This is a genomic window from Streptomyces sp. NBC_00005 (assembly GCF_045160215.1).
Lineage (GTDB): Bacteria > Actinomycetota > Actinomycetes > Streptomycetales > Streptomycetaceae > Streptomyces.
On record NZ_CP108316.1, the window covers coordinates 4335092 to 4358904 of the forward strand.

Annotated in this window: 22 protein-coding genes; 9 read left to right on the forward strand and 13 right to left on the reverse strand. The window is 70.5% G+C overall.

Annotated elements, in window-relative coordinates; genetic code table 11:
- Positions 1 to 135 precede the first annotated feature (135 nt).
- A complete protein-coding gene (locus tag OG303_RS19830) occupies positions 136 to 1053 on the forward strand; it encodes a helix-turn-helix domain-containing protein (RefSeq protein WP_405869739.1) in 918 nt (305 codons plus the stop codon).
- 36 nt (positions 1054 to 1089) lie between these two features.
- Here OG303_RS19830 and OG303_RS19835 read toward each other — a convergent pair whose 3' ends face one another.
- From OG303_RS19835 to OG303_RS19865, 7 genes are all read right to left on the reverse strand, one after another.
- Positions 1090 to 1602 (reverse strand): hypothetical protein, encoded by a 513-nt coding sequence (locus tag OG303_RS19835; RefSeq protein WP_405869740.1) that lies wholly within the window; start codon positions 1600 to 1602, stop codon positions 1090 to 1092.
- A gap of 76 nt (positions 1603 to 1678) precedes the next feature.
- Positions 1679 to 2449, reverse strand: coding sequence for a group II truncated hemoglobin (locus tag OG303_RS19840; RefSeq protein ID WP_405869741.1), 771 nt, complete (start codon positions 2447 to 2449; stop codon positions 1679 to 1681).
- An 87-nt stretch (positions 2450 to 2536) separates the two neighbouring features.
- Positions 2537 to 5854: a S8 family peptidase gene (locus OG303_RS19845; protein WP_405877372.1), complete on the reverse strand. Its 3318-nt coding sequence runs from the start codon at positions 5852 to 5854 to the stop codon at positions 2537 to 2539.
- A 175-nt stretch (positions 5855 to 6029) separates the two neighbouring features.
- The gene (locus tag OG303_RS19850) at positions 6030 to 6713 is read right to left on the reverse strand and encodes an ABC transporter ATP-binding protein (protein ID WP_405869742.1); all 684 of its coding nucleotides are present in this window, start codon (positions 6711 to 6713) and stop codon (positions 6030 to 6032) included.
- Between the two features lie 155 nt (positions 6714 to 6868).
- Complete coding sequence (locus OG303_RS19855; RefSeq protein ID WP_405869743.1) at positions 6869 to 8347, reverse strand: ABC transporter permease; 1479 nt, start codon at positions 8345 to 8347, stop codon at positions 6869 to 6871.
- Between the two features lie 157 nt (positions 8348 to 8504).
- Positions 8505 to 9767, reverse strand: coding sequence for an Ig-like domain-containing protein (locus OG303_RS19860; RefSeq protein ID WP_405869744.1), 1263 nt, complete (start codon positions 9765 to 9767; stop codon positions 8505 to 8507).
- 205 nt (positions 9768 to 9972) lie between these two features.
- Positions 9973 to 10326, reverse strand: coding sequence for a hypothetical protein (locus tag OG303_RS19865; RefSeq protein WP_405869745.1), 354 nt, complete (start codon positions 10324 to 10326; stop codon positions 9973 to 9975).
- A 109-nt stretch (positions 10327 to 10435) separates the two neighbouring features.
- Between OG303_RS19865 and OG303_RS19870 the strand changes: the two genes are divergently transcribed.
- Both OG303_RS19870 and OG303_RS19875 read left to right on the forward strand, forming a co-directional pair.
- A complete protein-coding gene (locus OG303_RS19870) occupies positions 10436 to 10750 on the forward strand; it encodes a hypothetical protein (RefSeq protein WP_405869746.1) in 315 nt (104 codons plus the stop codon).
- Positions 10751 to 10792: 42 nt separating this feature from the next.
- Positions 10793 to 11599, forward strand: a complete 807-nt coding sequence (locus OG303_RS19875) for a hypothetical protein (RefSeq protein ID WP_405869747.1) — start codon at positions 10793 to 10795, stop codon at positions 11597 to 11599.
- 78 nt (positions 11600 to 11677) lie between these two features.
- Here the strand turns inward: OG303_RS19875 and hutH are convergent, their stop codons facing one another.
- The 3 genes from hutH to OG303_RS19890 all read right to left on the reverse strand — a co-directional run bounded on the left by hutH (position 11678) and on the right by OG303_RS19890 (position 15442).
- Positions 11678 to 13216 carry a histidine ammonia-lyase gene (gene hutH, locus OG303_RS19880; RefSeq protein ID WP_405877374.1) on the reverse strand — a complete coding sequence of 513 codons (1539 nt, stop codon included), beginning with the start codon at positions 13214 to 13216 and terminating at the stop codon, positions 11678 to 11680.
- A gap of 162 nt (positions 13217 to 13378) precedes the next feature.
- Positions 13379 to 14530 carry a diguanylate cyclase domain-containing protein gene (locus OG303_RS19885; RefSeq protein WP_405869748.1) on the reverse strand — a complete coding sequence of 384 codons (1152 nt, stop codon included), beginning with the start codon at positions 14528 to 14530 and terminating at the stop codon, positions 13379 to 13381.
- 102 nt (positions 14531 to 14632) lie between these two features.
- The gene (locus OG303_RS19890; RefSeq protein ID WP_405869749.1) at positions 14633 to 15442 is read right to left on the reverse strand and encodes an enoyl-CoA hydratase/isomerase family protein; all 810 of its coding nucleotides are present in this window, start codon (positions 15440 to 15442) and stop codon (positions 14633 to 14635) included.
- Between the two features lie 176 nt (positions 15443 to 15618).
- Here OG303_RS19890 and OG303_RS19895 point away from each other — a divergent pair, with 176 nt between their 5' ends.
- Positions 15619 to 16152, forward strand: a complete 534-nt coding sequence (locus OG303_RS19895; RefSeq protein WP_405869750.1) for a hypothetical protein — start codon at positions 15619 to 15621, stop codon at positions 16150 to 16152.
- A gap of 7 nt (positions 16153 to 16159) precedes the next feature.
- Here OG303_RS19895 and OG303_RS19900 read toward each other — a convergent pair whose 3' ends face one another.
- Together OG303_RS19900 and OG303_RS19905 are read right to left on the reverse strand one after the other, a co-directional pair.
- A complete protein-coding gene (locus OG303_RS19900) occupies positions 16160 to 17284 on the reverse strand; it encodes an adenylate/guanylate cyclase domain-containing protein (RefSeq protein ID WP_405869751.1) in 1125 nt (374 codons plus the stop codon).
- Between the two features lie 122 nt (positions 17285 to 17406).
- On the reverse strand, positions 17407 to 18267 hold the full coding sequence (locus OG303_RS19905; protein ID WP_405869752.1) for a biotin--[acetyl-CoA-carboxylase] ligase: 861 nt from the start codon (positions 18265 to 18267) through the stop codon (positions 17407 to 17409).
- Between the two features lie 111 nt (positions 18268 to 18378).
- Between OG303_RS19905 and OG303_RS19910 the strand changes: the two genes are divergently transcribed.
- The 4 genes from OG303_RS19910 (at position 18379) to OG303_RS19925 (ending at position 21066) form a co-directional block, all read left to right on the forward strand.
- Positions 18379 to 19971 carry an acyl-CoA carboxylase subunit beta gene (locus OG303_RS19910; RefSeq protein WP_405869753.1) on the forward strand — a complete coding sequence of 531 codons (1593 nt, stop codon included), beginning with the start codon at positions 18379 to 18381 and terminating at the stop codon, positions 19969 to 19971.
- Positions 19972 to 19979: 8 nt separating this feature from the next.
- Positions 19980 to 20189 (forward strand): acyl-CoA carboxylase epsilon subunit, encoded by a 210-nt coding sequence (locus OG303_RS19915; RefSeq protein WP_405869754.1) that lies wholly within the window; start codon positions 19980 to 19982, stop codon positions 20187 to 20189.
- A 96-nt stretch (positions 20190 to 20285) separates the two neighbouring features.
- A complete protein-coding gene (mmpB, locus tag OG303_RS19920; protein ID WP_351351856.1) occupies positions 20286 to 20414 on the forward strand; it encodes a morphogenic membrane protein MmpB in 129 nt (42 codons plus the stop codon).
- A gap of 31 nt (positions 20415 to 20445) precedes the next feature.
- Entirely contained in the window at positions 20446 to 21066 is a 621-nt protein-coding gene (locus OG303_RS19925; protein ID WP_405869755.1) for a Maf family protein, read from the forward strand.
- Here OG303_RS19925 and OG303_RS19930 read toward each other — a convergent pair.
- Entirely contained in the window at positions 21035 to 21532 is a 498-nt protein-coding gene (locus OG303_RS19930) for a hypothetical protein (RefSeq protein ID WP_405869756.1), read from the reverse strand. The genes OG303_RS19925 and OG303_RS19930 overlap by 32 nt on opposite strands.
- 383 nt (positions 21533 to 21915) lie before the next feature.
- Between OG303_RS19930 and OG303_RS19935 the strand changes: the two genes are divergently transcribed.
- Positions 21916 to 23688, forward strand: coding sequence for an acetyl/propionyl/methylcrotonyl-CoA carboxylase subunit alpha (locus tag OG303_RS19935; RefSeq protein ID WP_405869757.1), 1773 nt, complete (start codon positions 21916 to 21918; stop codon positions 23686 to 23688).
- Positions 23689 to 23813 lie beyond the last annotated feature (125 nt).

Genomic DNA, 23813 nt, shown 5'->3' on the forward strand with positions numbered 1-23813 from the left:
TGCCTTCTGACCGGGCATGTCGCCCAGCTTGCCGGACCGTACGGGATTCACCCAGCCCCCGCCTCTGCGTACGTCCGCTGTGCCTACTACTGGCGGGGTCAGGATGGTGGACGTACGACGGTGAATACTTGAGCCATGGACGAACAGCCCGATCGCATACATGAGCCGACCGGGGCTCTGGACCGGCGTGCCGAGCTCAGCGAGTTCCTGCGCACCCGGCGTGCCCGGCTGAAGCCGGAGGACGTGGGGCTGCCGGACTTCGGGCGGCACCGCCGGGTGCCCGGGCTGCGGCGCGAGGAGCTGGCGCAGCTGGCGGGCGTCTCGGTGGCGTACTACACGCGCCTGGAGCAGGGCAACGGGCGGAACGTGTCGGCGGAGGTGCTCGACTCCATCGCGCGCGCCCTGCGGCTGACGGACGCCGAGCAAGCGCACCTCACACACCTCGCCAAGCCGAAGCAGCACAAGAAGAAGCCGGCGGGGCGGACCCAGCAGGTGCGCGGGGCGCTGCGGCAGCTGCTGGACACGATGGACGGGGTGCCGGCGTACATCGTGGGGCGGCGCTCGGACATCCTGGCGTGGAACAGGATGGCGGCCGCGGTCTTCGGCGACTGGGCGGAGCTGCCGGTGCAGGAGCGGAACTGGGCGCGGCTGGTGTTCCTGCGGCCCGAGTACCGGGACCTGTACCTGGAGTGGGAACAGAAGGCGATCGACATCGTGTGCGCGCTGCGCATGGACGCCGGCTGCCATCCGGACGACCCCCGGCTGTCGGCTCTCGTGGGCGAACTGTCCGTGAAGAGCGAGGACTTCCGGCGGCTGTGGGCGACGCACGACGTCAAGGAGAAGAGCCACGGCATCAAGCGCCTGCGCCATCCGCTGGTGGGGGAACTGTCCCTGAACTTCGAGTCGTTCAAGGTCAACGACGACCGGGACCAGTCACTGGTCGTCTACCACCCGGAACCGGGCTCCCCGTCCGCCGACGCGCTGCGCCTGCTGGCGAGCTGGGGGACGGACGCGACGCGCGCGGGCACGGGGTCGGCGACCGGGCAGGTGTGACCGGCCGCCGGGTCGTGCACCGGATCGGTCGCCGGATCAGTCCGCGACGCCCAGGTCCTCCCGCATCAGCAGCCGCATCGCCGACAGCCGGGGCTCGGCGTCCTTCAGGTCGAGCAGGGCCTGCTCGGCGCTCTCGCCCTCGCGGGCCAGCCCCCTGTCGAGCCGCTTGAGCTCGGCGTCGATGCCGGCGAGGACCGAGTTCAGGGTCCGCGAGGCGTCCAGGATGCGCTCGGGCACCACCATCTGCGCCTCCGCGTACCGGTCCCGGTAGTCCCGGCGCGCCTCCTCCAGCTGGTCGCGGTCCTGCTCCGTGTAGACGCCGTCGCGGAGCCGGTGCAGCCCGTCCTTGAGGAGGGTGTGGAACTGGCGTGAGGCGCGGTTCATCGCCGTGTACGCGGACCGCCGGTCCTCGAACCCCCGCCTGTGCTCGGCGAGTTCGGCCTCGTCCGCCCGCTGCCGTGCGGTGAGCCGCTGGCTGAGGACCGGGGCGAAGAGGGTACCGAGGACACCGACGACGGCGGTGATCATGGCGGTGACGGCGGCGGTCATGCGGCGACCCTAATGGACCGGCCGCGGCCTCCGGTATGACGGATCACCCCTGATGCGGATCACGCTCCGACACGGATCACCCCTGATACGGCGGCATCGCCCCCCAGTTCCACCTCGGCACCGGCTGCTCGGCGGGCGGCTTCGCGTCCGGGCCGGAGAAGTACACCGCGAGCCTGGTCCCCCACTCCACGTAGGCGACGAACGCCGAGCGGAACTCCGCGTCCGTCGGCAGGCCGGCCTCGTCCGCCGCGTCCTGGATGAGGTTGACCCAGCGGCGGCGCTGGGGCTCGGTGATGTTCTTGCCGAAGTGCTTGGCGACCATGTGGCCGTGGCCGCCCTGGGTCAGGGAGTAGGAGGCGGGGCCGCCGAAGACCTCGCCGAGCCAGAGCGCGACGTGTTCCGCGTGCTCGGGGGCCAGGTCCGCGAAGAGCGGTGCCAGGAGGTCGTCCTTGAGGACCTTGTCGTAGAAGGCCTCGGTGAGTCGGGAGAAGGCCTCCGCGCCGCCCGCCCAGTCGTACAGCGTGGGGACCGACGCGCCCGTGCCGCGGACCGTGGTCGGCTTGTAGTGGCGCATCTCGTCGATGTTGTCGATGTACGGGCGGATCTCCGCGAGGAAGTCGGGGAACAGCTCCGACGTGCGGAAGCCCTCCGTGTGGGCCTGCGAGGACGTCCAGGTGATGCGCAGGACGTAGTGCTCGAAGTCCTCCTCGCAGCGCGCCAGTTCGTAGTCCACGCACTGCGGTGCCGCCGCCAGCTGGACCGCGGCGCGCGTGTAGGCGGCGAGGAACTCCGCCGAGCGGTCTTCCGGGATGCGGTAGCGGATGTACTCGACGGTCTGTGTGGTCATGCGCCCACGGAAACACGAACGGCCCGCCGGAAGCTGTACTTCCGGCGGGCCGTTCGCTCATGGCCTACTGCAGCGGACTACGGGGACTCACTTGCCGTAGTACGCGTTGTAGATCGAGATCGTCGACTTGTTGTTCTTCTTGTCGGTGATCTTGGCGTGGAAGGAGATGGCCTTCCCCTTCTCCGGGTTCTTCACCTTGATCTTGCCGCCCACCACGCTGACCTTCTTCCAGGTCTGGCCGTAGTCGTACGACACGTACACCGACAGCGACTTGAGGTTGCTGCCCTTGGCGGAACCCTCGACGACCACCGGGACGGAGACCGTCTTGCCGGCCTCGACCTTGCTGCCCAGGTCCGTGGCCGCGTCGAAGCGGGCCGTGGACGCGGGGAGCTTGGTCAGGTCGGACGGCTTCTTGGAGCGGAACGTCCAGCTCGCGTCGATGCGGGTGGAGGCCGCCGCGACCTTGACGCTGCGCTTCACCGAGGTGGTGAGCTTGTAGTCGGCCTCGCCGGCCGGGACCTTGAACTCGCCGTCGCCGAACAGCGGGTCGGTGTTGGAGCCGACCTTGGTGCCGTTGCGGTAGAGGGTCGTGTTGACCGAGGTGAAGACCGAGGAGCCCGCGTGGGTCTTGCCGTCGGCGAACAGCGGGACGATGCCGTAGATGCTGTTGCCGTCGCGGTACAGGCCGAAGTCGGCGTTCAGATGCGGTCCGAAGACGGCCGTGTTGAACGTCTTCGAGTAGGTCTGGCCCGCCTTGAAGGTCTGCGCGGCGCCGATCGTGTAGCCCGCCTCGCCGATCGGGAAGCCGTCCGCGTCGGTACCGCCGTACTGCTCGAACTCCAGGTTCCACCGCACGCCGCCCGCGGTGGACAGGTGCAGCTTCCGGGTGCCGGGCAGGGTCTGCGGGACGCCGACCGAGGAGGCGGAGCTTGCGATGGGCAGCCAGCCCATGGCGCTGAGCGCACCCTTCTTGCCGCTCGCCGCGGCGCCGAGGCCGACCTTCACCGTGGCCAGCTCGGACGCCTTGTAGTGCTTGGTGTAACCGGTGGCGAGCTGCTTGACCACCGCGCCGGCCGTGGTGTCGTACTCCTCGTCGGTGCCCTTGGTCCAGTGACCCTCCCACTGCTGGGTCAGCGAACCGTCGGTGATCTGCGGGCCGAGGCCCTTGGAGTGGAAGTTGTCGTACGAGTCGAGGAACCAGCCGAAGCTCCAGCCGGAGTTGCCGACCTCGCGGTCGTAACCGGGCGACGCGAACACCGACTTGGCGGCCGCGTCCGGCACGGTGATGTCGACCGGCTTCGCGGTCCGCGCGTCCAGCGTGATCGTCGTGTTCTTGGTGACGTCCAGCTTCGGCTGGGCCAGCCAGTCGATGCCCTTGGTGGCGTCCGTCGGGTCCACGATGACGCTGGTGTCGAGGATGTAGCCGCCCTTGGGCAGCCGCACGGTGACGGTGCCGGAGGCGTCGTAGGGCGAGTAGAACTTCTCCTTGCCGAGGCCGGAGACGCCGGCCAGGCTCGCGTCGTAGTTCTTCGCCGGCTGACCGTCACGCCCGATGAACTTCAGCGTGACGTCGTACGACTCGACCTCGCGCTGCACGGCAGCGGCCGTCCGCACGCTCTGCCCGTCGCCCGTCGCCGTGACGTACGCGGAGTACGCGCCGTCGAGAGTGCCGCCCAGCTTGGTGTCGACCGACAGGTCCACGGAGGCCTTGCCGCCCGCCGGGACCGTGACCGTGGTGGCACCGAGCTTGAAGAAGCCGACGGGTGCCGCCTGGCCCTTCGGGTTGGTGGCGGTCGCCGCCAGCTTCAGCGTGACGTCCTTTGTACCGAGGTTGCGGTACGTCAGCTGCTTGGTGACCGGCTTGTCGTCGGTGTGCGGCCACTGCTGGGTGCCGAAGCTCACCGACACCGGGTCGGCGATCACGGACTGCTTGATGGCCTTGTCGACGGCGATACGGCCCGAACCCTGCTGGAACGGCGTGTACTTGCCGCCCTTCGCGGACCCGGTCAGCGCGCCCTTGAGCTCCGAGAACTTCCAGTCGGGGTGCTGCTGCTTGAGCAGCGCCGCCGCGCCCGCGACATGCGGGGTCGCCATCGACGTACCCGAGATGGTCAGGTAGCCGGCCGGCTTCTCGCCGACCTCCTTGTCGATGAGGCTGCCCGGGGCCGCGGCCGCCGTGATGTCCACGCCGGGAGCGGTCACGTCGGGCTTGATCTGCCCGTCGAGGCCGGGGCCGCGGCTGGAGAAGGACGCCAGCTTGTCGTTGTCGTCGACCGCGCCGACGGTCAGGGCGTCGGCCGCGCTGCCCGGGGAGCCGATGGTCTGCTCGCCGAAGTCGCCGTCGTTGCCGGCGGCGATCGCGAACAGGATGCCCTTCTCCTCCGAGAGCTTGTTGACCTCGGCCTCGAGCGGGTCGATCTCCGGGGTGTCGCCGCCGCCCAGGCTCAGGTTGATGACGTCGGCGCCCTGATCGGCCGCCCACTCCATGCCCGCGAGGATCTGGGAGTCGTCGCCGAAGCCGTCGTCGCTGAGCACCTTGCCGTTGAGCAGCTTGGCGTCCGGGGCGACACCCTTGTACTTGCCGCCCGACTTCGCGCCGGTGCCGGCCGCGATGGACGCGACATGCGTGCCGTGACCGAACTTGTCGGTGGCGTCGGGCGAGGTGGAGAAGTTCTTCTCGGCGACGACCTGGCCCTTGAGGTCCGGGTGGGTCGCGTCGATGCCGGTGTCGAGGACGGCGATCTTGACGCCCTTGCCGGTGTAGCCGGCGGCCCATGCCGTGGGGGCGCCGATCTGCGGCACGGACTTGTCGAGGCTGGCCTTGCGGACGCCGTCGAGCCAGACGTGCGCGATGCCGGAGGCGGCCTTGTCGCCGTTGGTGACCGCGTCCCACAGCTCGGGCGCGTCCTGCTTGGGCGTCTGCACCGCGTCCGCGTTCAGGGACGTGAGGCTGTCGCGGAGCCTGCCCGCGTCACGGACGTCGGCCTTGGCGGCCGAGGCGGCGCCCTGGTAGCCGACGATGACCTTCAGGCCCTGCTTCTGGGACTTGCGGGTGGTGGCCTTGTTGAGCTCGGTGACGTCGAACAGCCGCTGGTCGACCTTGCCGGTCGCGATCATGCGGGCGACGTCGGCCGGTACGACCAGGGTGTGCCCGTCGGCCTTGCGTATCTGCACGGGTATGTGCTCGCGGCCCTTCGCCGGTTCCAGCCCGACGACCCGGCCCTTCGCGTCGACGGCGACACGGTCACCCGTGATCAGTGTGATGCGGTGCTTCGTGGCGAGCGAGGCGGCCTTCGAAGTGGCGCTCGCCTGCTCGGACTTGGCCGCCTGCGCCGGGCTGGTCATTCCCGCCGCAAGGGCAACTGCCGCCGCTGTGGCGATCGTTGCCGCGCATGCTCTTTTCACTTGTCTGCGCAAGTCTCCCCCTGGAGATGAAGTGCCGGGCGCATTCCCCTCGTCACCCGGCCGGGGGTGGTCTCGCACGCATGCGCGTACACCCCCCGGAACACGCAGTATGCCGGGGGGTGATCGGACTCCTCAAGAGATATGAGAGAAAGGTAAGAGGCGGGTCTCTCGACCGTTACGCGCCCGCGTTCTCCTTCACGGAGATCCGGCCCTTGCGGATCGTGGCCACGCGCGGGGCCTTCTTCGCGATCGCGGAGTCGTGGGTGACCATGATGAACGTCAGCCCGAGCTCCTTCCACATGCGCTCCAGCACCTCCATGATCTCGTCGCGCATCGACTCGTCGAGATTTCCGGTGGGTTCGTCGGCGAGCAGCACCTTCGGCTCCTTCACCAGCGCGCGGGCGATGGCGACGCGCTGCTGCTGACCGCCGGACATCTCGCCGGGCAGGTGCCCGAGCCGCTCCCCCAGACCGACCGACTTCAGCGCCTCGGCGGCCCGTTCGCGCCGGTCCTTCCCCTTCACGCCGAGGGGTACGAGGGCGGTCTCGACGTTCTCCTGGGCGGTGAGCGTCGGGATCAGGTTGAAGGACTGGAAGACGAAGCCGATGTTCTCGCTGCGGACGTCGGTGAGGCGGGCCTCGGAGAGCTTGGCCAAGTCGGTGCCGTCCAGGACGACTTCACCGGCGGTGGGCCGGTCGAGGCCGCCGAGCATCTGCAGGAGGGTGGATTTGCCGCCGCCGGTGGGGCCCTGGATGACCAGGCGGTCGCCGTCGGCGATGGTCAGGTCCACGGCGTCCAGTGCGGTGACGGTGTCCTTGGCTCGGGTGTAGCGCTTGGTGACGCCTTTTAGTTCGTACATGTGGCTGGCTCCTGGGTCGGGTTCGTGAGTGGTGCGGGTGGTCGGCCGGCTGCGGGCCGGTGGGGGCTTGTGTCGCCCGCGCGCGGCGGAGCCGAATGTCGGACGGAGCCCCGCGCCCCTGGGTGGCTGCGGTCCCCGCCGGCCGGGACGGACCGTTACTCGACGCGGCGCAGTGCGTCCGCCGGACGGAGCCGTGATGCGCGCCAGCCGCCGAAGGCTCCGGCAATCAGGCCACCGGCCACCGCGAGAGCCACCGCCAGCGCGATGGTCGTGAGACTCACCGGCGCGGTGAGGGCGACCTCCAGAGACTTCGCCGCCTGCCGGCCGGGGCCGCCGAAGCCGCCGCCACCGCCGAACCCGCCGCGGCCCCCCGCATCGCCGCCGCCACCGCCCAACTGGGCTTGCAGCGTGGGGCTGATGGCCGTGACGACGTAGGCGCCCGCCAGGCCGAGCGCGATGCCCAGCGCGCCGCCGACCAGGCCGTTGACGACGGCCTCGCCGACCACCTGCCGGGTGACCCGGCCCGACCTCCAGCCCAGCGCCTTGAGCGTGCCGAACTCGCGCACCCGGCGGGACACCGCCGAGGAGGTCAGCAGACCGGCCACCAGGAAGGCGGCGACCAGCACCGCGATCGACAGCCACTTGCCGACGTTGGTGGCCAGGGAGGACGCGGTGGACAGCGAGCCGGAGACCGTCTTCGCGAGGTCGGTGGACGTGGTGACCGTCGTGCCCGAGACGTTCTTCTGGATGGTCGACTTGACGGAGTCGATCTGCTGGGAATTGCTCGCCTTGACGTAGATCGTGGTGACCTTGTTCTTCTCGCCGGCCAGCGTCTGCGCCTGCTTCAGCGGGACGTACAGGTTGGCCGCCGCGTCACCGCTGTCCGCGGTCGCGATGCCGATCACCTTGAACTTGACGCTCTTGATGGTGACGGTCGAACCGACCTTGTACTTCTTCTCCTTGGCGTAGGCGGAGTCGGCCACCACCACCTTGGCGTTCGTCTCGGTCGTCTTGAAGGTACGGCCGCTGGTGAGCTTGGAGGAGGTCAGCGGGCCGAGGCCGGTCCTGGTGACGTCGGTGCCGTAGACCGAGTACGTGTTGAGGCTGAAGTCGGCGCCGCCGCCCCGCACTTCGCCCTGCGGCTGCCCGCTGCTGCCGCCGTTGCCCTGGCCGCGGCCACCCTGCTGACCGCTGCCGGAGTTCTGGTTCTGCTGGAACTGCCCGCGGGTGAACTGGCCGTTGACCTTCACCACGTTGAGGCTCAGCCCGCCCACCGCGGACGAGACGCCCTTCTGGTCACCGACTTTGCCGACGGTCGAGGAGGCCAGGGTCGTGAAGCCCTGCACCATGACCCGGTCGCTGCTCTGCTTCGAGTCGTCGCCGCTGCCCCGCGCGTCGAACTGGAAGCGCGGGCGCTGCGAGTTGCTCGCGGTCGGTGTGGCCGCCTTGGTGACCGTCATGTCCGTCCCGAGGCCGTAGAGCGACTGGAGGACCTTGTCCTGGGCCTTCCCCATTCCGGACGACACGGAGCTGACCACGATGACCAGCGCGATACCCAGCGCGAGGCCGGAGGCGACGACGAGGGCCGCCTTTCTGCGGCGGCGCAGTTCGCGCCTCAGGTAGGTGAAGAACATGGCCGCACGGTAGGGACGCCCCGTGATGACTGAATAAGCCAGACATAAGAGCTGCATGAGAAGGCTGTGGCGAACCCCAGAAAGGGCCCAGAAAGGCCCCAGAAACACCGATGCCGCCCCTGGGGGCGGCATCGGAAAGCTGTGAACCGGCGGTGGGTCAGACGGCCGAACCGGCCTTCCAGTCCGCCCAGCTGAGGTTCCACCCGTTGAGGCCGTTGTCCGGCTGGACCGTCTTGTCGCCGGTGTTGGAGACCACCACGACGTCACCGACGATCGAGCCGTTGTAGAACCAGTAGCCCGGCGTGCCCTTGTCGTTGGCGCCCTTGGTGTCCGACAGGCCCACGCAGCCGTGGCTGGTGTTGACGCTGCCGAAGACGGACTTCGCGCCCCAGTAGTTGCCGTGCACGAAGGTGCCGGAGTTGGTCAGCCGGATGGCGTGCGGCACGTCCTTGATGTCGTACTCGCCCTTGCCGTCGTCGTCGGTGAAGCCCACGGTCGCGCCGTTCATGCGCGTCTCCTTGAACTTCTCGGACATCACCATGACGCCGTTGTACGTCTTGTTGTCCGGCGAACCGGCCGAGATCGGGATGGTCTTGACGGTCTTGCCGTCCTGCGTGACCTTCATCTGTTTGGTCTTCGCGTCGACGTAGGAGACCTGGTTGCGGCCGATGTGGAAGGTGACCGTCTTCTGCTGCACGCCGTAGACACCGGAGGCGCCCTCGACGCCGTCGAGCGCGAGCTTCAGCGTGATGGTCGAGTTCTCCTTCCAGTAGTCCTCGGGGCGGAAGTCGATGCGGTTGGCGTTGAACCAGTGACCGACGACCTCCTGACCGGTGCTGGAGGTGACCGTGATGCCCTTCTGGACGGCGGCCTTGTTGGTGATCGCCTTGTCGAAGTTGATCGACACCGGCATGCCCACGCCGACGGTGGAGCCGTCCTCGGGCGTGAAGTTGCCTATGAAGCTGTTGGTCGGGGAGACCGTGGTGAACGAGGCGTTCTCGTGCGCGACGCGGCCGTTGGAGTCCTTGGCCTCGGCGGCGACCTTGTAGGTGGTCGAGCGCTCCAGCTGGGCGCTGGGCTTCCAGGTCAGCTTGTCGGCGGACAGCTGGCCGGCGACCGCGCCGCCGTCGGCGGTCTTCATGGTCACACCGGTGAGCGTGCCCTTGCTGACAGTGACGGCCGCGGAGTTGTTGATGGAGGCGTTGTCCGAGCCGTCCTTTGGCGTGATCTTGATCTCCGCCGCGGAGGTCTTCTTGGCCGCGGCCTCGTCGGCCTTGGCCTGCGAGGTGTCCTCGCTGCTGCCGGAGGCCTTGTCGTCGCCGCCGGAACAGGCCGAAAGCACCAGCACACCGCCGAGCAGTGCGGACGCGGCCACCAGGACCCTGCGCCGCTTACTGTTCGTCATCACACGCTTCTCCATCGTTGCCGTATCCCCAAAAACCCCGAGAGACCCCGTTGACGCACTTCAACGCTACGACCGGTTCGTCCCGTTCCACATGCCTGAGATGTGTGGGGCACACCACGTCCGCCGGGGCGGTCGGTGCGGATGACGGTCAGTGCGCCACCTGAGACGACGAAACCCCGGACGGCGGTTGCCACCCGGGGTCACCATTTCCCCAAGCTGCTCAGGAGACGCCGTCGGCCCCCTCGTCTTCGTCGTCCGCGTCCTCATCATCCCCGTCCAGGTCCCATTCCGGCGAATCCGGGTCGTAGTCGATCGGCTCGCTCGACCAGGAGGCCTGCGCGAGTTCGATCCCCGGCACCGCGTTGACCAGGTCGAACGGATCCACGAGACAGGCGAGGGCCTCCGCGGTGTCTTCCGTCACAGCGTCCTCGGCGTGGACCCGCTCCTCGGCCGGCATGTCGTTCTCCTCGGAAAGACGCCGCAAGGCCGCCTTGGTCAGCGCGCCGGGATCGTCGACCTCGAGGACGAGTTCCACCCGTAGGCGGACAAAACGTGATGTCTCTTCAGTGCTCATGCCCGGAGCGTAAAGCCCATCGCCCCCGTGACTTTCCTGTGACCCGCGCCTTTCACTAACATCGCTCCACACGGCCAATTCGCCAGCGCCACAAGGGGATCGATATTCCGTGTCATCCGCTCGCCGTCCGTTGCTGACCGCCACCGCCGCAGGCACCCTGCTGTGCGCCCTGTGGTTCGTTCCCACCGCCAAGGCGACGGGGGACGAGCCGGCGAGAACAGCGCCTTCGGCGACCCCGAGTTCACAGGTCACGACGCAGGCGCGGGTCGCGTCGGCGACCACGGACTCGGCCGGCGCCGAGACCCAACTCGCCGACACGGGAGCCTTCGACACCACTCCCTACGTCATCGGCGGCACCCTCTTCCTCGGGGTCGGCGCCGGGTTCGTGGTGTATTCGGTGCGCCGGGAACGCCTCGGTTTTTGAATTCGCTTGACGTTTCTTTGACGAGGACTTCATAGTCCGCTCATGAAGAGATCATCGAGGGTGCGCACGAGCGCCACGGTTGCCGTGAGCGTGCTGTCGCTCGCCCTCATCACGGGATGCGGCGGGGATTCCGGCTCCGAGGACTCCAAGGACTCGGCGGACAAGGGCTCCTCGTCGACTGCGGCCGCGAAGGCGTTCAGCGCGGCCGAGCTGAAGAAGCTGATCATCGGCAAGGCGGACCTCGACGGCTACGAGGTCCAGTCCGCCGACACCGGCGGCAAGTTCGCCGAGTCCAAGGACCAGGTGACGGCCACCGACGCGAAGTGCGAGCCGCTCGGCTACGTCCTGACCGGCTTCGCACCGGGCGACGAGAGCGCGTACGTCAACCGGATGGCCACCGAGAAGAGCACCGAGCCGACGTCCACGAGCACCTCCGACGAGTCGCTCGACGACCTCGAGGACAGCCTCCAGGACATCATGGGCTCCACGATGACGATCGTCTCGCTCTCCTCGTACGACGGCGGGGCGGCCGAACAGACCATGAAGTCCGTCGCGGACGCGGTCGCCGGCTGTGCGAGCGGGTTCACGGTGTCGGCGAAGGGCCAGGACACCCAGAAGTTCACGAAGGTCGCCGAGGAGAAGTCCTCCAAGACCGGTGACGAGTCGGTGGCGTTCGCCGTGACCGGCAAGGTCGACGGCGACACGACGACGGTGCACGGCGAGGTCGTGCGCCACGGCTCCACGGTCGCCACGTACTACTCGATCAGCCTGGCGGCCCTGGCCGGCAAGCAGGACAAGTACAGCATCCCCGCCGAAGTCATCAAGGCGCAGGCGGCCAAGCTCAGTTGACGCTTCGGGGCCCTGTCGTACGGACGACAGGGCCCCTCCGTGTTGAGCGCGACTGCTGTTGACTGCTGTTGATCGCCGCTACTGCAGCGGCCCGGTCACCGTCTCGACCGCGGCGACCAGATGCCCGGCGCGCACGAACGCGTCCGCGGCGGCGAGGTCGGGCGCGAGGAACCGGTCGGGACCGGGACCCTGAACTCCCGCCGCCCGCAGGGCCGCGATGGCCGCCTGCGAGGCGGGCGCCGGGGTCAGGCCCTCGCGCAGTTCGACGGCGCGGGTGGCGGCGTACAGCTCGACGGCGACCACGCGCGTGAGGTTGTCGACGGCGGTGCGCAGCTTGCGGGCGGCCGACCAGCCCATGGAGACGTGGTCCTCCTGCATGGCGGAGGAGGGGATCGAGTCGGCGGACGCCGGTACGGCGAGCCGCTTCATCTCGCTCACCAGCGCGGCCTGCGTGTACTGGGCGATCATGAGCCCGGAGTCCACACCGGCGTCGTCCGCGAGGAACGGCGGCAGGCCGTGGCTGCGGTTCTTGTCGAGCAGCCGATCGGTGCGGCGCTCGGCGATGGACGCGAGGTCCGCGGCGGCGATGGCGAGGAAGTCCAGGACGTACGCCACCGGGGCGCCGTGGAAGTTGCCGTTGGACTCGACGCGCCCGTCGGGCAGGACGACCGGGTTGTCGACGGCGGACGCCAGCTCGCGCTCCGCGACCAGCCGGGCGTGCGCCATGGTGTCCCGCCCGGCACCGGCGACCTGCGGCGCGCAGCGCACCGAGTAGGCGTCCTGGACGCGCGGGGCGTCGTCCTGGTGGTGCCCGGTGAGCTCCGAACCCTTCAGCACGGCCAGCATGTTGGCGGCGGCGGCGCCCTGTCCGGGGTGCGGGCGGATGGCGTGCAGCTCGGGGGCGAGGACCTTGTCCGTGCCGAGGAGCGCCTCCAGCGACAGGGCCGCGGTCACGTCGGCCGACTTGTAGAGCATGTCCAGGTCGGCGAGGGCCATGACCAGCATGCCGAGCATGCCGTCGGTGCCGTTGAGCAGGGCGAGGCCCTCCTTCTCGCGCAGCTCGACGGGGGCGATGCCGTGCTCGGCGAGCAGCTCACCGGCGGGCCGTACGACGCCGTCCGGACCCTCAGCGTCCCCCTCGCCCATGAGCGTGAGGGCACAGTGGGAGAGCGGGGCGAGGTCGCCGGAGCAGCCGAGGGAGCCGAACTCGTGGACGACGGGGGTGATGCCGGCGTTGAGGACGTCGGCCATGGTCTGCGCGACCTCGGGCCGCACGCCCGTGTGTCCGGAGCAGACGGTCTTGAGCCGCAGGAACATCAGGGCCCGTACGACTTCCCGCTCCACCCGCGGCCCCAGGCCCGCGGCGTGCGAGCGGACGATGTTGCGCTGCAGCTGGGCACGCAGCTCCTGGCTGATGTGCCGGGTCGCCAGGGCGCCGAAGCCGGTGCTGACGCCGTAGACGGGCTCGGGCTTGGCGGCCAGCGCTTCCACGATCTCGCGGGCGGCGGCGAGGGCCTGCGCCGCCTCCGCGGAAAGCTCGACCCGGGCGCCGCCGCGCGCCACGGCGAGCACGTCGGACGCGGTCACCCCGGACGTCCCCACCACCACAGTGTGCATATCCATATTCAGGAGCGTACGCAGTGAAGACGAAGATGTCACTAGTGGGTGGGGGTTACACCCCTTACACGTCGGTCACGCCACAGGACGAGGCCGTTCAGGCCATGAGCGGGGGTCTGAGGGCGGCACCCCTCAGCGAGGCCGCACGACCGCTGGGTGCCTTCACGGCTGCCGCCCACGGAACCGCCGACGCTCACCGGCCCCCTCCCCGGAGGGCTCCGCGTCGGCCAACCGCACGACCGGATCGTCGGGCCCTTCCCGCCCGGCCACCACCGGCCTGCCCGCGCGGAGCGCCTTCGCCCTGTACTGCGCCGCGTCGGCCAGCCGGAACAACCGCCGAGCGGACCGCACCGGCCCGATCGCATCCTCCGTGGACGCCACCCCGCAGGCGACCCCGTCCCCGAGCTCCAACTCGGCGGCGCGGCGGCACAGTTCGTCGGCCGCCTTGACGACCTCGTCGGCGGACGGCCCGACCGCGAGCAGGCAGAACTCGTCACCGCCGAGGCGGGCGGCGAGCGCGCCGGGCAGCATGGCGCCGCACAGGGACAGGACCGAGCCGAAGCGCTCCAGGAGGCGGTCGCCGACGGCGTGCCCCTGGGTGTCGTTGACGCGCTTGAGCCCGTTGAGGTCGCAGACGACGAGGCTGACCACGACGCCGTCGGCGCGGTGCCGCTCGACGGCCTCGTCGAGCCGCACGTCGACGGCACGGCGGTTGGCGAGCCCGGTGAGGGCGTCGGTGTAGGCGAGCCGTCTCGCCTCCTCCAGCCGCTCGGCCTGGGCGATCCCGGCGGCCACGACGGCGGCCAGGACGGTGGCGAAGTCGGCGTCGGCCCGGTCGAAGACGGGGTCACCGGCGGGCCGGGCGACGTAGAGCTCGCCCCACGCCCTCCCGTTCAGCACGATCGGGGCGACGACACAGGAGCCGCGCCCCCGGCGGCGGAGGGCGGCGACGCGCTGGTGGACGTAGCCGGGGCGGCCGCCCGCCGCGGGCCCCTGTGCCGTCTCGACCCAGGCGTCGGGCTCGCCACCCCCGGCCCAGCGCTCGTGCAGGAACTCGGTGATCTCGGGGAACTGGTGCACCGGGTACGACTCGTACTCCGGGAACTCGTCCTCCCCCTCGGCCCGCTCCCCCACGTTCACGAGGACCCGCAGCCGGCCGAGCTCCCGCTCCCACACCGAGAGCGCGGCGAAGCTGCCGCCGAGCGCCCGACAGGCCCCGGCCGCCGCGGAACGCCATGCCTCGCGCGAGCCGTGGGCCGCCGCCATGCCCTGCGCCAGCGCGACGACGGCCGCGAGCCGCTTGTCCTCACCCATCACTCCAGGTTAGGGAGGTTTTGGGTGATTCGTTCTATTGATACGGCGGTGGGGTGACCGACCCCCACGACGGGCCGACTGCCGCCGACCGGCACTCAGGAGCTACTCCCCCGGCCACTGGGGCTTCCGCTTCTCGCTGAACGCCGCCACACCCTCCGCCCGGTCCCCCGAGAACGCCACCGACCGCCATGCCGCGTCCTCGACCTCCAGGCCGGCCCGCAGGTCGAGCCCGTGACCGAGGCGCAGCGCGCGCTTGGCGGCCCGCAGGCCGACCGGCGAGTTCGCCGCGATGCGGGACGCCAGGGCCAAGGCCTCCTCCCGGTCCCGGCCCTCCTCCACCAGCTCGTCCACGAGCCCCAACTCCCGCGCCTCGGCGGCCTCCAGGCGCCGCGCCGTGAAGATGAGCTCGGCGGCCCGCGCGGCGCCCACCCGCCGCGGCAGCAGCTGCGTACCGCCACCGCCCGGGATGACGCCCACGGACACCTCCGGCAGCCCCACCACGGCCGTGCGGTCGGCCACGATCAGGTCGCAGGACAGCGCCAGCTCGAAGCCCCCGCCGAGCGCGAACCCGTGCAGCGCGGCGATCGTCGGCACGGGCAGCTCCAGGACCCCGGTGTAGGCGGCCCGCGCGACCGGGCGCTGCCGGACCAGATCGGCGTCGGTGAAGGAGTTCCGCTCCTTGAGGTCGGCCCCGACGCAGAACGCCCGCTCGTGCGTGGACGTCACCACGACGACCCTCACGTCACGGTCGGCGCCCAGCGCGGCACACGCTCCGGCGATCGACCGGGCCATCTCGCTGGAGACGGCATTCATGGCCTTGGGCCGGTCGAGGACGAGCTCCGCGACATGCCCGACGTCCCCGTCGCCGTGCCGCCGCACCACCACGAACTCGCCGAACCGCTCGTCGCCCATGACACCCTCCGGTTAACGCGGGTTAACTGCCTTCGGCCCGATCATCGCAGGGTTTTCTCCCGCTGTCCCCGTTCGGGTGACATCCCGCCCAACTCCCGCTCCACCGCCCACGGGAGCACATAACGTGCGTCCGCCACGGCGCACAGGGGGCGCGAGCGCAACGGGGAGGGATCGCTATGGCGGAGACATCGGTGAGGCGCGGTCGGCACCGCAGGCCCCGCCCCCGCAGGGTTCTGTACGCCGCCGGCGGGCTGGCGCTGGCCGCCGGTGTGCTGAGCCTCGTACGGATGACTCCCGAGTCCGGGGTCGGCGGGGTCGGGACCGCGGAGGCCGATCCCCGGCAGGATCCGGGTGCCGGGACCGACCGGTCGAGCAACGCCGTCGCCACGGTCGAGGCCGTACCCCGGGTGAGTCCGTCGGCGACGTCCGTGATGGGCGGCGTGAGCGCGACACCGACGGCGCCTTCCACCCTCGTACCCCTGCCGACCACGACCACGGCAGCGTCGCCGACCGCCGTCGCCACGACCATCCCGGAGGCGCCGAACAGCCCGGCGCCCACGCTCCCACCGCGGCCACCCGCGACGACGGCCCCCGTGCCACGGCCGACCCCGGCACCCGGCCGGTCCACGCCCCCGCCCACCCCGCGGCCGGACGAGCCCGGCCTGTGTGTGCCGGTCATCGGTCTGTGCGTGGGCCCGCTCGGCGGCTGAGGACCGCCTACGAGGGCTCGCTCCGGCGGTTCAGCAGCCACGGCTCGACCACACCGAGCCCGCGGACCGGGCGCTGCCACATCGGCTGGAGTGCGAAACGGTACGTCGGGGGCTCCTCGCCCTCCTTCTCCGCGGTGGCGGCGGCCTCGGCCGCCTCCGCCTCGGAGGCCGGCGCCTCGCCGGTGCGGATCAGCTCCTGGGCGAAGTCGCTGTCGACGAGGACGGCGTCGCGTGGGGCTATCGACGTCAGCCGGGAGGCGAGGTTCACCGTCGTTCCGAAGACGTCGCCCATGCGCGTGGTGACCGTGCCGAAGGCGATGCCGACGCGCAGTTCGGGCATCGTCTCGTCGTTCGCCATCGTCTCGATGAGGCGCAGCGCGATCTCGGCGGCGATCCCGGCGTCGTCGGCCGCGTACAGCACCTCGTCGCCCAGCGTCTTGACCAGCCGGCCGCCGTGCGCGGCGACCAGGTCGGCGGCGGTGGTCTCGAAGGCCTCGACGAGTTCGCCGAGCTCCTCCTCCTCCATGCGGCGGGTGAGCCGGGTGAAGCCGACGAGGTCCGCGAAGCCGACGGCGAGGCGCCGGTCGACCATCTCCTCGTCGTCGGCGGCCTGCACGACCCGCCCGGCCGAGGCGGCGAGCTGGCGCCGCCAGACGTAGACGAGGAACTCCTCCAGCTCGGGCAGCAGCAGCTCGACGATCGGGTACGTCACCTCGGTGCGCGTCATCCCCGGCTCGGGCGGCTCGGTCAGGCCCTCCAGGAACGAGTCGATCTGCCACTCGGCGAGCCGGGCCGTGGTCTGCCCGGTGGACCGGGCCACCTGCACCGCCATCGCCTCGCTCAGCAGCCCCGCCTCGACGAGGCCGGACAGGCGGCGCAGCGCCAGCACGTCGGCCTCGGTGAGCGCCTTGGCCTGCCCGATGTCGGCGAAGCCCATCGCCCGCCAGAAGCGGGTGGCCAGCTCCACGGAGACGCCCGCGCTGCGGGCCGCCTGGAAGGGGGTGTAGCGCCGCTCGGCGCCGAGGATCAGATGCTCCAGGCGCAGGGCGAGCGGGTCCTCGCCGGACTCGGCGGCATGGGGGTCCACCCGGCCGTCCGCGTCCGCGCCGGAGCCCGTGTCGTCGACGGTCACGCCTGCTGCCCTTCCGATCTGCCACGGTCAGGTATCGACCGGCCTCAACTGTACGGCAGGTGTGCGTTAGCTCACTCCCGTCAGGCGCGCCCAGCTGCAGGCAGCCGTACACCCACTCTCGGCTAAGCGGGCCGCAGGTGCACGATGTCGCCCGCCCCCACAGGCTCCTGCACCCCTGCCTCCGTGGCGATCACGAGCCTCCCGTCCCCGTCGACCGCCACCGCCTCCCCGGTGATCGAGCGGTCCCCGGGCAGCTCGGCCCGAACGACCCGTCCCAGCGTCGCGCAGCCCGCCGCATACGTCTCCTGCAGACCGCAGGCCGCCGGATCGCCCCCGGCGTCGCGCCAGCGTCCGTACCACTCCTCCAGGGACCGCAGCATCGCCCTCAGCAGGGGATCGCGGTCCGTGCTGACCGCCCCGGCCAGCGCCAGCGAACCCGCCTGGGGAACCGGCAGCTCGTTCTCGCGCAGCGTGACGTTGATGCCGACGCCGACGACCACTGCGTCGTCCCCGGCCCGCTCGGCGAGGATCCCGCCGGCCTTGCGTTCCTCGCCGCCGATGGAAACGAGCAGGTCGTTGGGCCACTTGAGTGCCGTGTCCACGCCCGCCGAGCGGGACAGGCCCGTCGCCACGGCGACCCCGGTGAGCAGCGGCAGCCAGCCCCAGCGGGCGACCGGCACCTCGCCCGGCTTCAGCAGGACGGAGAAGAAGAGGCCCGAGCGGGCCGGTGCGGTCCACTGGCGGTCCAGGCGGCCGCGCCCGGAGGTCTGCTCCTCGGCGACCAGGACCGTGCCCTCGGCCGCCTTGCCGGCGCCCGCCAGGGCGACCAGGTCGGAGTTGGTGGAGCCGGTGCTCTGCACCACCTCCACCTCGCGCCACAGCCCGCCCTCCTGCACGAGCCCGCGCCGCAGCGCGGTGACGTTGAGGGGAGGCCGGTCCAGATCGGACCAACGGTTGTCGTCTGAGGCATCTCGCGGCGTCATGCAAGCCACCCTAGGTGTGTGAAACGCCGCACTGCCGATTGGTAAGGCCCCCACTACTCTACGGATGAGTAACCGTCCCCCCTTTTGAGCAGGCAGGGAGCCGCGATCCCGATGTCCGAGCCGGAAGCGATCGACATTCACACCACCGCGGGCAAGCTCGCGGATCTTCAGCGTCGTATTGACGAGGCGACGCACGCCGGCTCCGCACGCGCCGTCGAAAAGCAGCACGCCAAGGGCAAGTTGACGGCCCGTGAGCGCATCGAGCTCCTCCTCGACGAGGGCTCCTTCGCCGAGCTCGACGAGTTCGCCCGCCACCGCTCCACCAACTTCGGCCTGGACACCAACCGCCCCTACGGCGACGGCGTCGTCACCGGATACGGCACCGTCGACGGCCGCCCCATCGCCGTGTTCTCCCAGGACTTCACCGTCTTCGGCGGCGCGCTGGGCGAGGTCTACGGCCAGAAGATCGTCAAGGTCATGGACTTCGCGCTGAAGACCGGCTGCCCGGTCATCGGCATCAACGACTCCGGCGGCGCCCGCATCCAGGAAGGCGTCGCCTCCCTGGGCGCCTACGGCGAGATCTTCCGCCGCAACACCCACGCCTCCGGCGTCATCCCGCAGATCTCCCTGGTCGTCGGCCCCTGCGCGGGCGGCGCGGTCTACTCCCCCGCCATCACCGACTTCACCGTCATGGTCGACCAGACCTCGCACATGTTCATCACCGGCCCCGACGTCATCAAGACCGTCACCGGCGAGGACGTCGGCTTCGAGGAACTGGGCGGCGCCCGCACCCACAACTCCGTCTCGGGCGTGGCCCATCACATGGCCGGCGACGAGAAGGACGCCATCGAGTACGTCAAGCAACTCCTGTCCTACCTGCCGTCCAACAACCTCTCCGAGGCCCCGGTCTTCCCCGAAGAGGCCGACCTCGCCGTCACCGCCGAGGACCTCGAGCTGGACACCCTCGTCCCGGACAGCGCCAACCAGCCCTACGACATGCACACGGTGATCGAACACATCCTGGACGACGCCGAGTTCTTCGAGACGCAGGCACTGTTCGCGCCGAACATCCTCACCGGCTTCGGCCGCGTCGAGGGCCACCCCGTCGGCATCGTCGCCAACCAGCCGATGCAGTTCGCCGGCTGCCTGGACATCACCGCCTCCGAGAAGGCCGCCCGCTTCGTGCGCACCTGCGACGCCTTCAACATCCCGGTCATCACCTTCGTCGACGTGCCCGGCTTCCTGCCCGGCGTCGACCAGGAACACGACGGCATCATCCGCCGCGGCGCCAAACTCATCTACGCCTACGCCGAGGCCACCGTCCCCCTCATCACCGTCATCACCCGCAAGGCCTTCGGCGGCGCCTACGACGTCATGGGCTCCAAACACCTGGGCGCCGACCTCAACCTCGCCTGGCCGACCGCCCAGATCGCCGTCATGGGCGCCCAGGGCGCGGTCAACATCCTGCACCGCCGCACCATCGCCGAGGCCCAGACCAACGGCGACCTGGACGCCACCCGCGCCCGCCTCATCCAGGAGTACGAGGACGCCCTCCTCAACCCCTACATCGCAGCCGAACGCGGCTACATCGACTCCGTGATCATGCCGTCCGACACCCGCCGCCACGTCGTCCGCGGCCTGCGCCAGCTCCGCACCAAGCGCGAGTCGCTGCCCCCCAAGAAGCACGGCAACATCCCCCTCTAGGAGCCGCCATGACGATCAAGGTCGTACGGGGCAACCCGACCCCGGAGGAACTCGCCGCCGCCCTGGCGGTGGTCCGCGCCCGCGCCGCCGCGGCAGCGTCCGTCCCGCCGGGCGCGAAGCGAGACAGGGACTCCTGGTCCGACCCGGCCCGCATCGCGGGCCACCGCCTGCCGCAGGCGGGGCCGACGGCATGGAGCCGCACCTACTGGCCGGGCTGATGTGCTTACTGGGAGCACGCTCGCGCGACCGTGCTCCCAGCAAGTTGAGTACGCGTACTCAGGCGCTGCTCGAGCCTTCCGCCGCACGCTGGAAGCATGCTGTGGTCCGACCCCGAGAACGAGCCGCCCAAGGAACTGCGGGACATGCAGGACATGTTGCGGCGGCTCGGCCTCCTCATGGCCCTGGCCATGGTGCTGGCCATGATCGTGATCGGGCTGAGGTGAACGCCGGCGGGCCCGCCGATACGCTGGCCGCATGACAGAAGCGCCCCGCCGCCGCCTCGTGCTCGCCTCCCAGTCCCCCGCCCGCCTGAACCTGCTGCGGCAGGCCGGCCTCACGCCCGAGGTCATCGTCAGCGGGGTCGACGAGGACGCCGTCACCGCGCCCACCCCCGCCGACCTCGCCCTCGCGCTGGCCGAGGCGAAGGCATCCGTCGTAGCCGCGAAGCCCGAGCTCAAGGGCGCCCTGGTGATCGGCTGCGACTCGGTCCTCGACCTGGACGGCGAGGCGCTCGGCAAGCCCGCCGACGCCGAGGAGGCGACGGCCAGGTGGAAGGCGATGCGCGGACGGGCCGGGACGCTCCAGACCGGCCACTGCGTCTACGACACCGCCACCGGCCGGTACACCTCCGCCACCGCCTCCACCGTCGTCCGCTTCGGCGAGCCCACCGACGAGGAGATCGCCGCCTACGTCGCCTCGGGCGAACCCCTCCACGTCGCGGGGGCGTTCACGCTCGACGGCCGTAGCGCGCCGTTCATCGAGGGCATCGACGGCGACCACGGCAACGTGATCGGCATCAGCCTGCCCCTCGTTCGCCGGCTGCTCGCTCAGCTGGGCGTCGGCATCACGGAGTTGTGGGCGCCGGCGGAGAAGTGACGGGCGAGGGGCCCCCGTCGCCCTTCCCGCCCTCGGGACCCGGTGCCTGCGCGGGCGGGGCGTCGCTCGGTTCGGCCGGGCTGTCGTAGGTCATCAGGAGCAGCACGATCAGTGCGAGCACGATCACCATGAACAGGAACGCGGGCCAGCCCACCAGCCCCCACACGAACGCCCCCAACAGCCCGTGCACGACGGCCGCGCTGATCAGCAGGATGCGCCCGAAGCCGGCCGGCGGCCGGTTGCGGATGGCCACGAGAAGCGCCACCAGGCCGCACAGGGCGTAGTAGAGGCCGAAGACTATTCCGCCGATCTTCGACGACGTCGCCATCATGTCGGAGTCGAGGCCGGCCAGGGACATGTCCTGCCGGTCGACGACGATCCCCAGGAACCAGTTCAGTGCCGCGATGCCGAACGCCTCGACGAAGAGCACGACCGCCACGACCCACGCCACCGGTCTGCGTATCACCGGTCCCACCCACTTTCGACTGGCCCCCGAGCGGGACGGCCAAGGCTGCTGTTACCTCAAGTACGTTCGATACACCGTGAACGCTACTAACGGGTAAACCCCGGGACAAGTGTTCTGCGGGCGGCAAAGATTCGTTGGGCCATTCGTAGGGACTCCACAAAGAAACCGAGTGGCCCGCAGCACGCTCTCACAGAGACCTTGACCACATGGGAGAGCTAGGGTTTTCGGGAGGAGTCCTGCGTACCGAGGTGCGACAAGGGATTTCGCGGGTCGAGCGAGCCTCGTATCACGCTCCGTGTGGGCAAGCTCACCAGTGGGGACGGGTCGTAGTGCCGTGTAGCCAGTCCCTAAACTCGGCTTGTTTCAAGGAGGGAGCCTCAATCGTGCGCAAGGTGCTCATCGCCAACCGTGGCGAAATCGCTGTCCGTGTGGCCCGGGCCTGTCGGGACGCGGGGATCGCGAGCGTGGCCGTCTACGCGGAACCGGACCGGGACGCTCTGCATGTCCGCGCCGCGGATGAGGCGTTCGCCCTGGGCGGTGACACCCCGGCGAGCAGCTACCTGGACATCGGCAAGGTCCTCAACGCGGCGCGTGAGTCGGGGGCGGACGCGATCCATCCCGGCTACGGCTTCCTGTCCGAGAACGCCGAGTTCGCCCAGGCGGTCCTGGACGCGGGTCTGATCTGGATCGGCCCGCCGCCGCAGGCCATCCGCGACCTCGGCGACAAGGTCGCCGCCCGCCACATCGCCCAGCGCGCCGGCGCCCCCCTCGTCGCGGGCACCCCCGACCCGGTCTCCGGCGCGGAGGAGGTCATCGCCTTCGCCGAGCAGCACGGCCTGCCCATCGCCATCAAGGCCGCCTTCGGCGGCGGCGGCCGCGGCCTCAAGGTCGCCCGCACCCTCGAAGAAGTGCCGGAACTGTACGAGTCGGCGGTGCGCGAGGCGGTCGCCGCGTTCGGCCGCGGCGAGTGCTTCGTGGAGCGCTACCTCGACAAGCCCCGCCACGTGGAGACCCAGTGCCTGGCCGACACCCATGGCAACGTGGTCGTCGTCTCCACCCGTGACTGCTCGCTGCAGCGCCGCCACCAAAAGCTCGTCGAGGAGGCCCCCGCCCCGTTCCTGTCCGAGGCGCAGGTCGCGGAGCTGTACTCCTCGTCGAAGGCGATCCTGCGCGAGGCGGGCTATGTCGGCGCCGGCACGGTGGAGTTCCTGGTCGGCACGGACGGCACGATCTCCTTCCTGGAGGTCAACACCCGCCTCCAGGTGGAACACCCGGTCACCGAGGAAGTCGCCGGCATCGACCTGGTCCGCGAGATGTTCCGCATCGCCGACGGCGAGCACCTCGGCTACGGCGATCCCGAACTGCGCGGCCACTCCCTCGAGTTCCGCATCAACGGCGAAGACCCCGGCCGAGGCTTCCTCCCGGCCCCCGGCACGGTGACCGTCTTCAACCCGCCGTCGGGCCCGGGCGTCCGCCTGGACGCCGGCGTCGAGTCCGGCTCCGTGATCGGCCCGGCCTGGGACTCGCTGCTGGCCAAGCTGATCGTCACCGGCGCCACCCGCGCCCAGGCGTTGCAGCGGGCCGCCCGCGCCCTGGCCGAGTTCCAGGTCGAGGGCATGGCCACCGCCATCCCCTTCCACCGCAAGGTGGTCACCGACCCGGCCTTCGCCCCCGAACTGGCCGGCTCCGCCGAGGCGTTCACGGTCCACACCCGGTGGATCGAGACCGAGTTCGTCAACGACATCAAGCCCTTCGCCGCCCCCACGGATGCGGAGACGGACGAGGAAGAGGGCCGCGAGACGGTCGTCGTCGAGGTCGGCGGCAAACGCCTGGAGGTCTCCCTGCCCTCCTCGCTGGGCATGTCCCTGGCCCGCACCGGCCTGGCCGCCGGCGCCCGCCCCAAACGACGCGCCACCAAGAAGTCCGGCCCGGCCGCCTCCGGCGACACCCTCGCCTCCCCGATGCAGGGCACCATCGTCAAGGTCGCCGTCGAGGAGGGCCAGGAGGTCAAGGAAGGCGACCTCATCGTCGTCCTCGAGGCCATGAAGATGGAACAGCCGCTCAACGCGCACCGCTCCGGCACCATCAAGGGCCTGTCCGCCGAAGTCGGCGCCTCCCTCACCTCCGGCGCAGCCATCTGCGAAATCAAGGACTGACGTACGACATCACGAGGCGCCCGGCGGACTGAAGCAGTCAGTCCGCCGGGCGCCTCGTTTTCCCCCGCCCCCCGTCTCCCTCCCCCGGGATGGCGGTCCGAAGCGGCGCCGCTCCCGCCCGAGAC

Coding starts and splice junctions, on each gene's coding strand:
- OG303_RS19850 (WP_405869742.1), bottom strand. CDS start 6,713: ATGTACGAACTAAAAGGCGTCACCAAGCGCTACACCCGAGCCAAGGAC.
- OG303_RS19875 (WP_405869747.1), top strand. CDS start 10,793: ATGAAGAGATCATCGAGGGTGCGCACGAGCGCCACGGTTGCCGTGAGC.
- hutH (WP_405877374.1), bottom strand. CDS start 13,216: ATGCACACTGTGGTGGTGGGGACGTCCGGGGTGACCGCGTCCGACGTG.
- OG303_RS19830 (WP_405869739.1), top strand. CDS start 136: ATGGACGAACAGCCCGATCGCATACATGAGCCGACCGGGGCTCTGGAC.
- OG303_RS19835 (WP_405869740.1), bottom strand. CDS start 1,602: ATGACCGCCGCCGTCACCGCCATGATCACCGCCGTCGTCGGTGTCCTC.
- mmpB (WP_351351856.1), top strand. CDS start 20,286: ATGCTGTGGTCCGACCCCGAGAACGAGCCGCCCAAGGAACTGCGGGAC.
- OG303_RS19890 (WP_405869749.1), bottom strand. CDS start 15,442: ATGGGCGACGAGCGGTTCGGCGAGTTCGTGGTGGTGCGGCGGCACGGC.
- OG303_RS19905 (WP_405869752.1), bottom strand. CDS start 18,267: ATGACGCCGCGAGATGCCTCAGACGACAACCGTTGGTCCGATCTGGAC.
- OG303_RS19915 (WP_405869754.1), top strand. CDS start 19,980: ATGACGATCAAGGTCGTACGGGGCAACCCGACCCCGGAGGAACTCGCC.
- OG303_RS19895 (WP_405869750.1), top strand. CDS start 15,619: ATGGCGGAGACATCGGTGAGGCGCGGTCGGCACCGCAGGCCCCGCCCC.
- OG303_RS19840 (WP_405869741.1), bottom strand. CDS start 2,449: ATGACCACACAGACCGTCGAGTACATCCGCTACCGCATCCCGGAAGAC.
- OG303_RS19865 (WP_405869745.1), bottom strand. CDS start 10,326: ATGAGCACTGAAGAGACATCACGTTTTGTCCGCCTACGGGTGGAACTC.
- OG303_RS19925 (WP_405869755.1), top strand. CDS start 20,446: ATGACAGAAGCGCCCCGCCGCCGCCTCGTGCTCGCCTCCCAGTCCCCC.
- OG303_RS19910 (WP_405869753.1), top strand. CDS start 18,379: ATGTCCGAGCCGGAAGCGATCGACATTCACACCACCGCGGGCAAGCTC.
- OG303_RS19860 (WP_405869744.1), bottom strand. CDS start 9,767: ATGGAGAAGCGTGTGATGACGAACAGTAAGCGGCGCAGGGTCCTGGTG.
- OG303_RS19885 (WP_405869748.1), bottom strand. CDS start 14,530: ATGGGTGAGGACAAGCGGCTCGCGGCCGTCGTCGCGCTGGCGCAGGGC.
- OG303_RS19855 (WP_405869743.1), bottom strand. CDS start 8,347: ATGTTCTTCACCTACCTGAGGCGCGAACTGCGCCGCCGCAGAAAGGCG.